Source organism: Burkholderia sp. Bp8998, from assembly GCF_003854235.1.
GTDB lineage: Bacteria > Pseudomonadota > Gammaproteobacteria > Burkholderiales > Burkholderiaceae > Burkholderia.
Map to the genome: position 1 here is coordinate 147,647 of NZ_QTQF01000005.1, position 15,795 is coordinate 163,441.

General features: G+C 66.7%; 16 protein-coding genes. 10 read left to right on the top strand and 6 right to left on the bottom strand.

The genetic code is table 11. The features are described 5' to 3' along the window. The first annotated feature begins 1 nt into the window (after position 1). From DIE06_RS08265 to DIE06_RS08275, 3 genes are all read left to right on the top strand, one after another. Positions 2-1,261, top strand: a complete 1,260-nt coding sequence (locus DIE06_RS08265) for a nitrate/sulfonate/bicarbonate ABC transporter ATP-binding protein (protein ID WP_185733372.1) — start codon at positions 2-4, stop codon at positions 1,259-1,261. A 153-nt stretch (positions 1,262-1,414) separates the two neighbouring features. Beyond that, the gene (locus tag DIE06_RS08270) at positions 1,415-1,879 is read left to right on the top strand and encodes a hypothetical protein (RefSeq protein WP_124660978.1); all 465 of its coding nucleotides are present in this window, start codon (positions 1,415-1,417) and stop codon (positions 1,877-1,879) included. Between the two features lie 186 nt (positions 1,880-2,065). Further along, positions 2,066-2,515 carry a CBS domain-containing protein gene (locus tag DIE06_RS08275; RefSeq protein ID WP_124660979.1) on the top strand — a complete coding sequence of 150 codons (450 nt, stop codon included), beginning with the start codon at positions 2,066-2,068 and terminating at the stop codon, positions 2,513-2,515. 68 nt (positions 2,516-2,583) lie between these two features. Here DIE06_RS08275 and DIE06_RS08280 read toward each other — a convergent pair whose 3' ends face one another. After that, a complete protein-coding gene (locus DIE06_RS08280; protein WP_124660980.1) occupies positions 2,584-4,185 on the bottom strand; it encodes a bifunctional aminoglycoside phosphotransferase/ATP-binding protein in 1,602 nt (533 codons plus the stop codon). A 203-nt stretch (positions 4,186-4,388) separates the two neighbouring features. Between DIE06_RS08280 and DIE06_RS08285 the strand changes: the two genes are divergently transcribed. The 6 genes from DIE06_RS08285 (at position 4,389) to DIE06_RS08310 (ending at position 7,507) form a co-directional block, all read left to right on the top strand. Continuing rightward, complete coding sequence (locus DIE06_RS08285; RefSeq protein WP_260433557.1) at positions 4,389-5,018, top strand: hypothetical protein; 630 nt, start codon at positions 4,389-4,391, stop codon at positions 5,016-5,018. Between the two features lie 88 nt (positions 5,019-5,106). Continuing rightward, a complete protein-coding gene (locus tag DIE06_RS08290; protein WP_124661072.1) occupies positions 5,107-5,580 on the top strand; it encodes a universal stress protein in 474 nt (157 codons plus the stop codon). 34 nt (positions 5,581-5,614) lie between these two features. Then, a complete protein-coding gene (locus DIE06_RS08295) occupies positions 5,615-5,890 on the top strand; it encodes a DUF1488 domain-containing protein (protein WP_124660981.1) in 276 nt (91 codons plus the stop codon). A gap of 179 nt (positions 5,891-6,069) precedes the next feature. Continuing rightward, the gene (locus DIE06_RS08300) at positions 6,070-6,504 is read left to right on the top strand and encodes an Hsp20/alpha crystallin family protein (RefSeq protein WP_124660982.1); all 435 of its coding nucleotides are present in this window, start codon (positions 6,070-6,072) and stop codon (positions 6,502-6,504) included. Positions 6,505-6,561: 57 nt separating this feature from the next. Continuing rightward, entirely contained in the window at positions 6,562-7,212 is a 651-nt protein-coding gene (locus DIE06_RS08305) for a BON domain-containing protein (protein WP_124612133.1), read from the top strand. Positions 7,213-7,267: 55 nt separating this feature from the next. Next, positions 7,268-7,507 (top strand): hypothetical protein, encoded by a 240-nt coding sequence (locus tag DIE06_RS08310; protein WP_124660983.1) that lies wholly within the window; start codon positions 7,268-7,270, stop codon positions 7,505-7,507. A 92-nt stretch (positions 7,508-7,599) separates the two neighbouring features. Here DIE06_RS08310 and DIE06_RS08315 read toward each other — a convergent pair whose 3' ends face one another. Both DIE06_RS08315 and DIE06_RS08320 read right to left on the bottom strand, forming a co-directional pair. Continuing rightward, entirely contained in the window at positions 7,600-9,357 is a 1,758-nt protein-coding gene (locus DIE06_RS08315; protein WP_124660984.1) for a SulP family inorganic anion transporter, read from the bottom strand. 188 nt (positions 9,358-9,545) lie between these two features. Further along, entirely contained in the window at positions 9,546-9,770 is a 225-nt protein-coding gene (locus DIE06_RS08320; RefSeq protein WP_124660985.1) for a hypothetical protein, read from the bottom strand. Between the two features lie 525 nt (positions 9,771-10,295). Here DIE06_RS08320 and DIE06_RS08325 point away from each other — a divergent pair. Next, on the top strand, positions 10,296-11,603 hold the full coding sequence (locus tag DIE06_RS08325) for an MFS transporter (protein ID WP_124660986.1): 1,308 nt from the start codon (positions 10,296-10,298) through the stop codon (positions 11,601-11,603). Positions 11,604-11,631: 28 nt separating this feature from the next. On the opposite strand, the gene DIE06_RS08330 is transcribed toward DIE06_RS08325, so the two are convergent. The 3 genes from DIE06_RS08330 to DIE06_RS08340 form a co-directional block, all read right to left on the bottom strand. Further along, the gene (locus DIE06_RS08330; RefSeq protein WP_124660987.1) at positions 11,632-12,654 is read right to left on the bottom strand and encodes an AraC family transcriptional regulator; all 1,023 of its coding nucleotides are present in this window, start codon (positions 12,652-12,654) and stop codon (positions 11,632-11,634) included. Positions 12,655-12,963: 309 nt separating this feature from the next. After that, the gene (locus DIE06_RS08335; protein WP_124661073.1) at positions 12,964-14,445 is read right to left on the bottom strand and encodes a tyrosine-type recombinase/integrase; all 1,482 of its coding nucleotides are present in this window, start codon (positions 14,443-14,445) and stop codon (positions 12,964-12,966) included. A gap of 12 nt (positions 14,446-14,457) precedes the next feature. After that, the gene (locus DIE06_RS08340) at positions 14,458-15,438 is read right to left on the bottom strand and encodes a DNA-binding protein (protein ID WP_124660988.1); all 981 of its coding nucleotides are present in this window, start codon (positions 15,436-15,438) and stop codon (positions 14,458-14,460) included. Positions 15,439-15,795 lie beyond the last annotated feature (357 nt).

Sequence of the window (15,795 nt, forward strand, 5' to 3'; positions counted from 1 at the left end):
GATGCGGGCCGTATGCAAATCGTTCACGAAGCCGTCCGGCGAACCGCTGCACGTGCTGGCCGATATCGATCTCGCCCTGCACGAAGGCGAGATACTGGGGCTGCTGGGCCGCTCGGGCTCGGGCAAGTCCACGCTGCTGCGGATCGCCGGCGGGCTCGTCAAGCCCTCGTCCGGCGCGGTGGCATATCGCGGTGCACCGCTCACCGGCCCGACCGACGGCATCGCGGTCGTGTTCCAGACCTTCGCGCTGTACCCGTGGCTGACCGTCATCGAAAACGTCGAGCTCGGCCTCGACGCGCTGGGCCTCGCGCCGCGCGCCGTGCGCGAACGCGCGTCCGCCGCGATCGAGCTGATCGGGCTCGACGGGTTCGAATCGGCATTTCCCCGCGAGCTGTCGGGCGGCATGCGCCAGCGGGTGGGTTTCGCCCGCGCGCTCGTCAGCGACCCCGTGCTGCTGTTGATGGACGAACCGTTCTCGGCGCTCGACGTGCTGACCGCGGAAACGCTGCGCACCGATTTTCTCGACCTGTGGGACGCGCGCCAGCTGTCGACGCGTTCGGTGCTGATGGTGACGCACAACATCGAGGAAGCCGTGCTCATGTGCGATCGCATCCTGGTGCTCGGCGCTGGTCCCGCGCACATCGAGGCTACGCTGAGCGTGCCGCTGCCGCGTCCGCGCAGCCGGCACGATCCGGCCGTTCAGGCGATCGTCGGCAAGATCTATGCGACGCTGACCGCGCGCATCGCCGACGCGACCGCCGGCCGGGAGGCGGCTGGCAGCGCGCTGGCCATGAAGCTGCCCAACGTGTCGAGCCACCATCTCGCCGGGTTCGTCGACACGCTCGCGGCCGCGCCATACGAAGGTCATGTGGAGCTCGGTGCGATCGCATCGGCGCTGGCTCTCCGGGTCGACGCGCTGTATTCGACCGCGGCCGCGCTCCATCTGCTCGCGTTTGCCGAATGGCACGACCGGACCATCCGGTTGAGCGCCGCGGGCCACGTGTTCGCGCACAGCGACGACGATGCGCGGCGGCGTCTGTTTCGCGAGCATATTGTCCGGTTCGTGCCGCTCGCCGCGCATATCGACGAAGTGCTGGGCGAACGCGAAGGGCATCGCGCGCCGCGCGCGCGTTTCGAGCTCGAGCTCGAGGACCATCTCGATCCGCGCAGCGCGGAGCAGGCGCTGCGGGTCGTGACCGACTGGGGGCGTTACGCGGGGTTGTTCGACTACGACGACCATACCCGTACCTTCGGCCGCTGATCGTTCGGGTCGCATGTCGGTTGCGCGCTTGATCGGCATCAAGTGTCGCGCGGCGGGGCGTGCGACGCTGGATGTACCGACGGCGCTGCCGCGTCGATCCGGTCGCCATGCTCCGCATCTCCACGCCAATGACCGTTCACGGGAGGACTGACCATGAACTGGCTTGCCGAATACTTCGCCCAGCGCACGAGCCCGCTGTCGCTTGCGCTGTGGGCTCATCCGCCGCTCGCGCTCGGGCCCGACGGCCCGATCTGTCGCGAGGCTTACCGCCTGCCGTATCCGGGTGTGGAACTCGTCTTCACGCCGGCGGAAGCGGTCGAGCGCGGCGGGAAAATCTACACGCTGCCGGCGCGCTATGACTCCAGGGGGCTGCTTGCCGCGCGCAGCACGGCGCGCGACGATGCCGCGTCGTTTTTCCGCGAGGTGACGATTTTCGCGCCGTCGCAGTTCAATCGCAGCTTCGTCGTCACGGTCAACGGCGAATTTTCCTTCGTGCCGTCGTTCTGGCAGGACGGGTCGCCCGGCTTCTCGGGGATCTGCGCGCCGGCCGCGAGCGGTCGCGCGACGGGCGAGCGCACCGGCCCGCCGTGGCTGTTCCAGGGTTATCTCAGCATCTAGCAGGCGGTTGAAATCGGGAGCGGGCGCCAGGCGCGCGTTCGTCGCCGGCCCCGACGGCGAGCGGCACGTTGACGTGCGTCAAGCCTGCCCGGGGCGCCGCGCTTACGCTGAATTCGGGAAGCATGTGTCGCCGCCGGGCGGGGGCACGTGCGTATCGTCCACGCAAAGGGCAACGGGAGTCTCAACATGCACATCGGAAGAATCAGTACCCAGCCGGTCGAATCGTGCACGGCCGAATGCAGTGCGTTAGAACTGGCCGATCGCATGCGGCACGCCCATGTCGGCGACATCGTCGTGATCGAGTACCGCGATGGCGAAGCCGTTCCGATCGGCCTGGTGACCGATCGTGACCTGGTGATCGAGGTGATGGCCCGCGGCGACGACCCGGCCGACGTGACGGCGGGCCAGATCATGTCGCGGGGCCTGGTCGTCGTGTCGGACACGGACGAAATCGGCGTCGCGCTCGAGGAGATGCGCCGCTCGGGCATCCGGCGACTGCCGGTCGTCGACGACGCAGGCCGCCTCGTCGGCATCGTCACGCTCGACGATATCGTCGAGCATCTCGCGGGGCTGCTCGGCGGCGTCGCGGAAGTCGGCAAGCTGCAGCAGATCGAGGAGCAGCGATTCCGCGCGTGACGTTGCGGGCAAGCGGCCCGGCGCGGGTGGCCTGGCCGCTTGCACGCGGGGCTCGCGCCGCCAGCTTCTTACTGACGCAAAGCGGCGAGCAGTGGCGCCCAGAACGCGTGGCTGCCGTACGCCGCGGCATCGCAATCGGTGTCGAAACGAATCGCGATCGCGGCCTCCGGTTCGGTCAGCGGGTCCGCATGCTCGATCTGTCGGGCCAGCACGGCGGTGTCGGCATCGGAGGCATCGCGTCCGTGTGCCGCCCGCGCCGCGACCCGCGCGGCGAGCGTCGCCTGACTCGCGGCGAAATCGAGTATCGCGACGCGCACGCCGCGCCGTGCGGCGAGCGAGATGAACGCCGCGCGGTTGCGTTCGCGCAGGAACGTCGCGTCGACGATCGCCGTGTAGCCGCTGGCGAGCACCACGTCGGCCTCTGAAAGCAGCCTTTCGTAGATCCGGTCGATCGCCATGTCCGAATACGCGCCGGGCGGCAGGCGCGTGTTCCCGGGGACACCGGCATCACGCTTGCGTTCGACATCGCTGGACAGCCGGATGGCACCCAGCCGCTCGGCCAGGGCGCGGCTGGCCAGCGATTTGCCCGACCCGGACACCCCATGACACAGGAGCAACGCCGGCTGCGCATCGCGTCGTGCATCGGCCATGGCCGACGCAATGCGCAGATAGCGGGCCCGCGCCGCTTCGTCACTGCGCAGACGCGCGGTCAGCGCGCGCACCAGCGCCCGATAGACGAAGTAGCACGGCAGCACGCCCAGTGCCGCATGGTCGCCCGTGCGTGCCAGCCATCCGGACAGGAGGCGGTGAGCGCAATCCTCGCGCCCGTGGGCGGAGAAATCCATCAACGCGAACGCGAGATCGCTCGCCACGTCGATCCAGCGCAGCGCGTCGTTGAATTCGATGCAGTCGAACATCAGGATCCGGTCGCGCCAGCGGACGATGTTGTCGAGATGCAGATCGCCGTGGCACGCGCGCACGAAACCGTTCGCATGCCGATCGGCGAGCAGCGGTGCGATGCGGGTCAACTCGGCTTCGTACCAGGCGCGCAGCGCGGCTTCGTCCGGCACGGCGACGTCGAGCGTGTCGAGCAATGGCCGGCACTGGGTCGCGACGCTCGCCGCGCTGCCGGGATGGCCGCGCGGCGTACGGTGCGGTGCGTGCAGATGATGGCGGGCCAGCGTATCGGCGAGGGCGTCCGCATCGGCCAGGCCGTCGTCGCGCGACGCGATGCGAACCGACAACATCGCATCCGCGTCGAACCGGCGCATGCGCACGATGTACTCGCCGGTTGCCGTCTGCCGCCGCCGGCGCCCGCCGGTCGGTACCGGCGCACCGAACGTGCAGCGCCGGCCGCGCGCGACGAGCGGCCAGACGCCCAGGTACAGCGGGCCGGCGAACGGTCGATTGAGCGTGCACTCCGCGAGCGCGCAGCGGCGCCGCCGCGCAGGGCGCACGAGATCGACGAAGGCGAAACGCACCGGCTTGATGCGCTTGTACGCGCAGCGCCCGGCCAGATAGACGACGGACAGATGGGTTTCGATCCGCTCGATGCGGCCCGCGGGGTGCGGATACGTGACGGGCCGGCTCAATGCGCGATCGAACTGCATCGCCTTTCGTCGTGCATTTCCGCGGCCCAGCGCAAACGGTACGTGACGCGTTCGGGACATGATGGACGGATCGGTGTGGCGGGGCGCGCGTCCTGGTTGCCGCACCCCGCGGGTTGGATTCGCACGAGAACGGCACGTTCTCGTCGGCTCGATTTTGCGGATCGGTGGGGCAAGCCACGCACCACCGGCCAACGGACTCCATTGCAGCCGAGCATCGCGCGTGCCGGCTTGACACGCGTCAAGCCTGCCACGCAAGAGGGCGCTTGACGCAGGTCAACCGCGCTCGCGGGAGCGGCAATACAGTCGGTTCCAGCACCCGGGAAGGCGCGACAGCGCGCGGCATGCAGCACGCGCGCCGCGCCACGGCGGGATGGGCACCGGGCGCGGTCATGTCGCTCGATTGCGGGCGGAACTCACGGCCCGACGAGGCATTCACGATGAAACGACGAGCGTTGATGGTCGGTGTGCTGCTTGTATTGGGCGCATGTGCGGGGGCAGAGCGGGCCGGGACATTCAGGACGACGGAAACGCGACTGCTTGCGATGCGTCAGGCTGCATCGCTGCAGTGCGCGACGCCGTCGGAATGCGATCGTGCGTGGAGTCGCACGCGGCGCTACGTCGAAGCTCATTCGTCAACCCGCATCACGCGAGCGAGCGCCGACCGGATCGAAACGGCGCAACCGCATCTGGCGGGAGACGTCTATCTCTGGGCATCGCGCGCGGCATCGGGCGACGGCGGCGCGGTGATCCGGCTCAAGGCGATGTGCAAGGGCATGTACGACAGCAATGGCGGCCCCGGGTGGCAATACGATGCGTGCGCCAGGAAAATCCTCGAGATCGGGAACGGTTTTCAGTCGTACGAGAACCCGCCCGATGCGGTTCCAAACCGTTGACCTCGGTCAACGCGGGCTTGCGCCGAGTGCCGATGATGGAAATGAATCCGGACGCCGGACGCGCGTCCGCTCATTCCGCGAGGTTCGCATGTACACGAATATCATGGTCGCCACGGACGGCAGTCCTTCCGCGAAACTGGCGCTCGACGAAGGTCTCAGGATGGCCAGGCTATCCGGTGCCCGGCTGTTCGCCGTTTTCGTCGTCGACAAATCGACCCTGTTCGTTTACGGCGGCCGCATGGAGCCCGAAGCGTTGCTCGACGAGATCCGGCGGCATGGCGCGGCGATCCTGCGGGATGCCGACCGGACGATCTCGCGCGCGTCAGTCAACGGCGAGACGGAAATCATTGAGACCGATTTCGGTCAGGACGTCGCGGAGCGCCTGCAGCAATACGTCGCCGATCATTCGATCGATCTGGCCGTGGTCGGTACGCACGGTCGACGCGGTGTCCGGCGGCTGGTGCTCGGCAGTGTCGCCGAACGCTTCCTGCGCACCGCGAGTTGCCCGGTCCTGCTCGTGCGCGGCGACGATGCCGCGCACGCCACCGTCGCGGCGGCCTAGTGTCGCGGCCATGCCACCTGCGCAGGTGATCATCATGCAGATCTCGTTTCCTTCCGAACATCCGACGTATTGCGGCATCGACCCCGCGCTGAGCTTTACGGCACTCGTCGAAGGCCGCCGCGTGCACTGCGCGATCACCGCGGCCGCGCTGGAAGATCACTTCCGCGCGGCGTCGCCTCGCGAGCAGGATCTCGTCGATGCGTTTGCGCGCCATCGTCCCGCCATCGAACGCGCGGCGCGCTGCCTGCTCGAGGAAGTCGGCGGGCGGCCGATCCTGCTTCACAGCGGCTATTTCCGGTTCTGCACGTAAGCGGCCTGAGCCCTTGACGCGCATCAAGCGCGTGCCTGGGCGGGCGAGTACGCTGGATTTTCGAACGATCACTCGTCCCTTGCGCGGCCCGCGGCGTCGCGCCATCCGATCTTCATTGCAGCCGATGCCGTCGGGACGAAGGCGACGGCCGCACGTCAACTGTCGAAGGAGTACGAACCATGAGCAACATGACGCGTTACGATCCGTTTTCGATCGAACCCGTTTCCGACCTGTTCCAGGGGCTGTTCAGGCCGCTGCGCGGCATGGCACTGGCCGACGAACCCGAACTTGCGTCGATGAAGATCGACGTCACCGAAAACGACAAGGCGTATACGGTCAACGCGGAACTGCCCGGCGTCGCCAAGGACGACATCGACGTCCAGGTCACGGGAAATACCGTATCGATCAACGCGAAGATCGAGCGCAACAGCGAGCAGAAGGAGGGCGAGCGCGTGATCCGGCGCGAGCGCTACAGCGGTGCGATCAGCCGCACGTTCTCGTTGTCCGGCGATATCGACGACGCGAACGCGACGGCGACGTATCAGGATGGCGTGCTGTCGCTGACGTTGCCGAAGAAGGCGCCGGTCGGCCAGAAGAAACTCACGATCAGCTGATCAGCTGATCGGGCGACGGGCGATGCAGGCACGCCGCGGCTCACAGGAGAGCAGACGATGAAAACCGACAAGCAGTTGAAGCAGGACGTTCAGGATGAACTGGAGTCCGACCCGTCGATCGATTCGACACGCATCGGTGTCGAGGTGACCGACCGGATCGTGACGCTTTCGGGGCACCCGCCGAGCTATGCGGAGAAGCTGGCGATCGAGCGCGCGGCGAACCGCGTGGGCGGCGTCAAGGCGCTCGTCGTCGACATGACCGTGCATCTGCCGGACGACGACGTGCGTACCGACGAGGACATCGCGAAAGCGGTGCGCTCGGTCCTGCACTGGACGGTCGGTCTGCACGACGATGCGGTCAAGGTGCAGGTCGAACGCGGCTGGATCACGCTGTCCGGCAAGGTCGACTGGGCGTACCAGAGCCATCTGGCCGTGCGGTCGATCTCGCAGATGCGCAGCGTGACCGGCGTGACCGACCACATCGCGGTACAGGGGACGGTCGGCGCCGACGACATCGGCAGCAACATCAAGCGCGCGATCATGCGTCACGCGGAGCGCGAAGCGAAGCACATCGCGATCGACGTGCACGACGGCACCGTGCGGTTGTCGGGCAAGGTCGGCTCGTTTTCCGAGCGCAAGGCCGTGCGCGGTGCCGCGTGGTCGGCGCGCGGCGTGCGCGCGGTCGTCGACGACCTGGTCGTCGAATGAAGCCGGCAGGCGGCCGGCGGATACGCAGCCCGCAGGGCGCCGGAAGGAACGTCGGATGACACTGTCAGGCGAACTGCACGAAGCGGACTGGTCGGTCGCGATCGAGACGGTCGCGGCCGAACCAGGCGGCTTTCGTTGCCGGATCCACGTCACGCTCGCGTCGCCGGATGGCGTCTGCGAGCGGACGTTCGCGCACTGCAGGACCCATGCAACCGAGCGCGAGGCCGCGATCGACGGGCTGCGCACCGGGATGACGTGGATCGAGATGAAGAAGTCGAACACCTTCACGGTCTGAACCGGCGGGTGTCGCGGGCGGGGCGCGTCGACAGCGGCGTCGGTCCCGTCGCGCGACGCGGCGACCGACGTATCGATTCGCGCCGCCATCGCCTACCTTGTCTTGCTCGAGACACGCCGGCGCGGGGCCCGCCTTCTCTTGCAGGCACGCGTATGCCGGCGCGGCTGTCGGACATGATTGGCAACCGCATCGGTCACGGTCGGAAAGAAACTGGCGGCGCCGAACACGTCGAACAGGCCGTAAGCGCGCAGGCGATCCTTCACCGGCCCCTTCATCTCCGCGAAATTCAATGCGATGCCGCGCTCCCCGAGCTCCTCGTGCAGCGCCACGAGCCGGTCCGCGGCGCTCACGTCGATGTCGGTGACGGGCTCGGCCGCGACTACGATGCATGTGACCGGGCTCGCCGATTGCGCGATCGCGGCATCCAGATGCTCGCAGAAGATCTCGACGTTCGCATAGAAGAGCGGCGCATCCCAGCGGAACAGCACGAGCCCGGGCGTTTGCGCCGCGTCCGGATGCCGCGTGACGTCGTGATAGCCGCGCACGCCCGTCAGTCGGCCCAGCACTGCGTCGTACGGATGCCAGGCCCGCCAGACGAACGACAGCAGCGACAGCGCGCTGGCGAGCAGGATGCCGGGCACGACGCCCATGCCGATCACGCCGGCGAAGCACAGCACGGAAATCAGGCATTCGCCGCGGCGCATCCGGTACAGCCGCACGACGCTGCGGACGTCGGCGATGCCGAACGCCGCGTAGATCACGACCGCGGCCAGCGCCGTGCGCGGGACGAAGGTCAGCAGCGCCGGCGCGGCAATGAGCAGGATCGCGATGCACGCGGCCGCGACGACATTCGTGACCTGGCTCTGCGCGCCCGCGGCGATCGCGACCGGCGTGCGCGATGCGCTGCTGCTGACCGCGCAGCCACGCGTCACGCCGGCCAGCAGATTGGCGGCACCCAAGGCGATCAGTTCCTGGTTGCGGTCCGGCGCATCGCCTGCACGGCCGGACAGCGCGCGCGACAGCATGCTGATGTCGGCGAACGACACCAGCGCAATGGCGATCGCGCCGGACGCGAGCGCGCTCACGTCGGCGAGCGAGACGACCGGAAGATGCGGGGCGGGCATGCCGGCCGGCAACGTGCCGACCGTCGCGATCCCGTGCCAGGGCGGCAGGCGGGCGATGAGCGTGGCCGCCAGCACGGCGATCAATATGCCGGGCCAGCGCGGGATCACGCGTTTCATCAGGAAAATGGCCGCGAGCGCGGCGACGCCGAGCACGCCGGCACCGGGAGAAAACCGGCCGTCGGCGAACGCATGCACGATACGCGGGACGCTGGAAAACACGTCGCCCGCCGGGACCGGCATGCCGAACAGCTCGGGCAGCCGCCCGACCGCCAGTGCGATCGCGATGCCGTTCAGGTAACCGTACTGGATCGGGAGCGACAGCAGATCGGTGACGAAGCCGAGGCCGAGCGCGCCGAGCAGGATGCAGATCGTTCCCGCCGACAGCGCCAGCGCGCCGGACAGTGCGATCGCGCGCTGCGGGTCGTGGCCGGCGAGCGGGACGATGGCGCCAGCGATCAGTGCCGCGAGCGCGGAATCGGGGCCGAGGACGAGGATCCGGCTCGGGCCGAGCAGCGCATAGGCGAGCAACGCGGCGATCGATGCATAGAGGCCCGTGATGGCGGGCAACCCGGCCGCCTGCGCGTAGCTCATGCCGACCGGCACCAGCACGGCGGACAGCGCGATGCCCGCGTACAGGTCGCGCGACAGCCATGCACGCCGGTAATGCGCGAGCAGCGCGACGCCCGGGAGCATGCGGACGATCCGTCCGGAAAGGGGCCCGTTCATCGCGGCGTCATCCGGGCGCAATCCACGCGGAAAACGGGGCCGGGTCCGGCGGGCGCGAGTTCATCGGGATGCGGTCGGTATCGACAGACGTACGAATGGTGGTACGAACGTGACCGTGGCGTCGAATGCCGCGGCGATGCCGGCGCTCCGGATTCCGGCGCAGTGTCCCGACAGGGCCGCACGCCGCTTCACGCGCCCTTGAACCCCGACAATTGCAGCGCCTGGGCGAAGCGGGCCAGGGTGGCGATCGATCCCGTCACGCTTTCGTACCGCTCGCGCCCGATCTGCCCGTCGAGTGTCACCAGCATGCCGGCGTCCCGGGCGAGTGCGACGAGTGCGATCGTATCGAGCGCGGCGGTGTCGGACGTGGCGGCCTGCATCCCCGAATCGGAACGATAGTCGGCGTGTGACATGACGTCTCTCCTGGTTGTTTTGCGATCGGTGTGCCGGGCTGCCGGTATCCGTGATTTCAGTATCGCTGCCGCGCGCCCCCGGTTCAATCAGCGTGTCCCGAAGTCGCGGTAGGAATCGCACCCGTTTCGTCGGCGGATTCCTACACGGCGCGGGACATCGAAGAAGAAGGGGTGCCGTCAAGATAGGGATTTTTTCGTACGCCAAGCGCTCGGGGCGAGCGTCGCTGATCACCCCAAGCCGCCGATCGGACAACATTCAAGACGGTCCTTTCCCAGGCCGGCACCAGTCAATCACCAATGATTCTCCGACGGGCAGCCTGGCGAATCTCCCGCACGTTTCCCGAGATCCCCTCGACTGATGAGGCGGGGCTATTCCATGTTTCCGTAATGGCCTCCGGGAGCGCAAACCCTCTGTGCGCGGTCGATCAGCGAAGGAGCGCACGTGGTATCGTGCAACGCATCAAGTAGCGAGAATGCGTTTTCAACGTGAAACTCATGCGCCAATACTGATCACCTTACAAACGAATGTTCACGCCTATCATCCCGCCGTGCGACCAGCTATCCGGCAATCAGGAACCTCCCCGTGAACTTTCGAAATCCGTCGTCGCGGCATCACTTGTGACTGGCCTCGAAATGTTCGATTTCACCGTTTTCGGATTTTTCGCGGTGGTGATCGGAGACCGGTTCTTCCCGGCGAACGATCCGATGACGTCGCTGCTGTGGGCCGTCGGTACATTTGGCATCGGGTTTTTCATGCGGCCTGTTGGCGCAATGGTCATCGGCACTTACGCGGACCGCGTGGGACGCCGTGCAGCGATGGCGAGGACGAGCTGGATGATGGCGCTGGGGACCGCCGCGCTCGCTCTGTGCCCGTCGTTTGCCAGCATAGGCGTGATTGCGCCGCTCGTTGTCATCGCCGGTCGATCGTTGCAGGGCTTTGCCGTCGGCGGCGACATCGGCGTTGCCGCTGCCTTCGTCCTCGAGGCAGGGCCCGAGTCGCGCCGGGGCTATCTGGTCAGCTGGCAGCTCGCGAGTCAGGGCGCGGCCGCCTTGCTGGGGGCGACCCTGGGCGTGCTGATCACCAGCACGGTGTCGCCGGCGGCGCTTGCCTTGTGGGGCTGGCGAATCCCGTTCCTGATCGGTCTCTTGATCGCGCCGGTCGGGCTCTACGTTCGCCGCCGGCTTCGCGATGATCCGTTTCTCGCCAACGCCGCCGAACACGCGGGCCCTCCCCTGACCGAACTGCTCCGCCAACATCGGACGACGATCGTGCTGGCGATGCTGATGACGATGGGACAAACCATACCGGTCTACGCGATCGTCTACTTCATGCCGAGCTATGCGACTCGCGTGATGCACATGCCCGCCGTCACCGGATTCCAGGCTTCCGCGTTGTCCGCGCTGCTGCTAGTGGCCATTCCGCCGCTGGCCGGCCGTCTCATAGACAGTCTGCCGCGCCGCAAGCCATTGGCCCTTGTGGCCTCGGGATGCTCGGCGCTGCTGGTTTATCCGGTCTTTCTGATGATCGCACGCGCGACGAGCGTACTGCCGATCCTGTGCGGCGTCGCAGTCTTCAGCATCACGGTGGCGTTCAGCGCCGTCGCGGTCACCCTGCTTGTGCTCGAAGCGCTGCCCCCGCAGGTGCGCGCGAGCGGCATGGCCGTTTCGCATGCGTTGAACGTTGCGTTGTTCGGCGGCACTGCTCAATTCATCGTGACCGGTTTGATCAAATGGACCGGTGATCCCCTGTCTGCGGCCTGGTATGTCGCGCCCGCATGTGGAGTCAGCTTCTGCGCGCTGATGCTTTTCAAGGAACGGCGCGCTGAAGCCTGAGCTCTCCGCGCACGCGTTGACGCCTCGCTCACGGCGTCCGAAGCATCTTGCTGCTCACCAGCGCCCGAAAATCCTGTGGCGCCATGTGGTACGCCCGCCGGAACGCGCGCGTGAAATCAGAAGCGCTTTTAAAGCCGAATCCGTAAGCAATCTCCGCTACCGCGACGTGCGGATAACGGATCAGCTCGTCAGCCGCATGGCGCAGCCTCAGATGGCGGATATACGCGCCTACGCCGCCCTCGTGCTGAAACAGGCGATAAAGAGTCGGGCGGGGAAATTGAAACGCAGCCTGCACGCTTTCGGGGGAGAGGTCGTCCTCGGTCAGGTGCGCCCGAATATAGCGCCGAATCTGACCGCACATGGCCGCCCGAGCTGCCGCGCGCGCGTCGCCGCTCAGGCGTGCCTGCCGACCGAACGCGGCAACCAGGAGCCTGCCCGCCGCCCAAATTGCGTCGTCCGCCTCAGGGGCTTCCATGCGGGTAATCGTCTGGCTGAGCGCCGTGACGTGTTCGACGATCAGCCGTTCGAGTGGCATCGTCCCATCGAGCACCCGGCCGTGGATGGCCTCCGGATCGGGAAAGACTTCCTGAACCAACGCGCCCGGCACGAAAAACGTGATTACCCTGCATGCGAGGCGTCGCATGCGAAAGGGCTGATTCATATCCAGTGCGAGGATGCGTGCCGGAGCGGGCGGGGGACTGCGATGAGAGGGGCGTATGGCGACGTTGTCGACGCCACCCTCCAAAAACACATGAAAGACGAAGTCGCGTATCCGGTCTGTCGAGATCCGGGCCAGTGAGCGATCGAGAACCATCATGTCGGACCGGCAATCCGTCAACACCAGATCGCCAACCTGAAAGCGGTCAATTGAAGCCTGAAACGGCCTCTCCAGGTCAGCCCGCGACGGCAGCACGTCAACAATATGACCGACCCGATCGCGCCAGGCCGGCAGGCGAAGTCGTGGCGGTTCGCCATGCACGCTGAAATGACTATGCGCAATCCCGCGTTCAAGCGGACGGCCGACATCAACCGTGGGTGCGCGGGAGTTCATGCGAAGAAGTTCTTTACTGAAATGTGCCCGAAAGTCTTGTCGAGTATACGCTTTGGGAATCTAACCGAATATTTGTCCGGAGCGAATTCTTCAAAAAAGCGGGCCTGGAATTTCTCGTGAGCTGACACGCAGGACACGAGATCGGCCGTAGCCCGACGCATTTGGGTCACTCGTTCAAGAGTGTGAACGACCAGTCCTGGCCGGCTACCGTCGTTTTCCCCATTAGTGATGCCTCCGCATCGACGTCTCAGGCCCAAATCTGACGGCTTCGCCGTTGGAATACTAAACGTCCGAATCTTGACGGCACCCCTAATCGACACCGAATGCGCGATCGACGAATCCGCGCAACTGTGACAGGTCGGTCTTCGCATAGCCGGCTGTGGTCTGAATCGAGGCGTGGCCGAGCAGCGCCTGCGCGGCGGGCAGCGGCACCTGCCGGTCGACCACCAACGTGCGCGCATAGGCATGGCGCAGCCAGTGCGGTGATGCTCGCCGCAGCGTGGCGGCACTCGCCGGATCGCTCCGGGCGAGCAGCGCGGCCGCCGACTGGAAAATCGCCTTGACCTCGTCGTACAGCCCCGAGCCTTGCAGCGACCCGCCCTTGAGGCCATGAACCAACGCGACGTGCTCGCCTGGTTCAGGCTGAGTGGGGAGGCCACGCAATCGCCGATAGACCTGCAGGACCGACACGCAGGCCACCGGCAACGGAATCGCACGGTGTTTCTCTCCTTTGCCGCACACGTGCAACGTCCAGTTTCCCTTCGCGTCGACGTCGAGCGCGGGCAGGCGCCGTTCGTCGGACCACACCAGCTCGACGAGCCGCACGCCGGCGTAGCGGTACAGGCTCCAGATCGCTCGGCGCCGTGCGGCCACCAGCGGCTCAACATCGCTGTCGACGCGATCGACTTGCACGTCGCAGGCGGCCAGTTGCGCGGGCGTCAGCATGCGGGTCGGCGCGAAACCGGCGTGCCGTGGCTGTCCGCGCACCAGGCCGGCAGCCGGGTTCGCCGTCAGATAACCGGTTTCGGTCCAGTACCGGAACAGGCTCGCGATCACCGCGAGCGCGCGGGCCTGCGCCGCCACGGAGAGCATGCCTTTGAGCCGAGAATCTTCAGTTGCCACACGCGAAGGACGACGCAACATCCGCTTGTACTCGAGTAGATCGTGGCGTGTCAGATCCGACAGCGGTCCCCGTTCATGGGCGATGCACCACACTGCGAGGCGGCGGATCTCGGTCAGATAAGCGCGCATGGTATGCGGCGACCGGCTGCCCCGATCGCGCAGAAACAGCGCCACCGCTTGGGCGTCGTTACCGACGCCGAGTGTATTGGTCGCGCTCGCGAGATTGGCGAAGCGGCCCGCGCGGGCGAACCATTGCCGAAACGCGGTTGGTATCCCGGCGACCACCGGCATCGGCTCCTGTAGCCCCTCACCACTCGTCACAGCAGGCAGAGGCGCCTGACCGCGCTTGAAGCGTCGCGTGTGCGCACGCAGCACACGTACCAACACCATTTCAGGCTCGGGCGCGTCGTCGATCGGCACGACCCGCGCGCGACCGCGGTCCCAGTATTCAACGGCCGCCCTCTGGTCAAGTAGCAGACGCATCACGGTCGGTTTGGCTGCCTTCGCGTCGGCGAGCGACGGATAGTGCCGCTTGACGACTTCCAACGTCCAGCGCACGTAAACGACGTGACCAAGTATGTCGGTCACGTAGGCGATGGCGGGATCGATGCCGTCAGGCAGGCGCTGCGGCGGCGTCGCGCCGGTGTCAATCCAGTCGGCAAAGTTCATCGGCATGGCTGATCAGCAAACGGAGGCAGGTGGCCGTCCGGGGCATTTTCCCTTGCGTTTCGTGGTCGCGCCACCTGTCGCGCGCTTCGCCGTCGCGAGGCCCGCATGTGTCGCGGTCCGTGTCGGCTTGGGCGCGATATCACGCAACAGGTCGCTGAGCTGGGCGTGCTGCTGCGCGTTGACCGCCTTCAGGGCGAGGGCTTCGCCGACGGCATGCTGACGCGCCTCGCGTTCGTGCGCCAGCTCGCTGTCGAGGCGGTCGCGCTCGCCCTCCAGCGCGGCGATCCGGCGCTCGGCAAATTTCAGTTGCGACGCCGCCTGCGCGTGTTCTTTCTTCAGGGCCTCGCGCTGATGTGCAGTTTCCTGCAGCAGCTGCTTCGACAGCGCCTCATAGCGGTGCTGCGCCGCCTCGAGCGCCGCGGTGTGCGCGCGGTCGCGGTCGACCTGTTCGGCTGCCAACGCGCTAAGGGCAGCCTGACACTCGTGAGCCTGCGCGTCGAGGGACGCGCAACGGTCCTGCAGCACCCCGTGTTGTGCACGCAGGTCGGCTAGCTCCGCGTCGCGGGCCGTGAGTGCGGTGCGCAGGTCCTGGACCTCCTGACGCAGCAGTTCGACGCGCAGCTCGGCATCGGTGCGGGCCGCCTCGGCGGCGGCGACGCTGTCATCGGCCGACTGCTTGAGGCGCGCCACGTCGTCAATCTGCACGGCGACGGCGGCCTGCCAGAGCGTGCGCATCAAGTCGGCAACGTCGGGCGGAATGTCAGGAATCGCGATTTCGGCGAGCCCCGCGCGCACGACCTCCGCCTCAATCGTGTTCAGGGCGCGCGCGAGCGTCGCGGGGTCCCCGACGCCCAGTCGCGCGCGGAGCTTGCGGACCGACACGATCTGGCGAAAGCGCGCGCCGGTGGCCGGCGCGGCATCGCCGGCCTCGGCGAGCATCGCGAGCACGGCGGAGCGGATCTGTTCGGCGGTCACGGCGACAGGACGGGGCATGGTGCGGGAATTCGGTCAAGGTGGTCAAATTATTCCACACAAGTCTATCGTTATAAGACCACATTTATGACGATATCTGATCATCTACCCACGATAAGTTTTCTTATCGCGTCCATGCAGGCTCCTGGACGGCGATCAGCGTATGCCGCCGCCGGATGGGAATCGGCGAAAAGGTGCTGAGGAACGATGGATAGACCAGTCAGGAAGTGGCTGATTTGATTGATTATTGTTTTGGGGGCGGAGCGCTAAGCCTTGTCGCACCTAGATCAGTCTACCCCTGGAAAACGCGGCGAAATCAAGGGGACCCCACAATAGGACTGTTGGAGATTGCGGTGAGTCGCGGCTGCGCCGCCACAC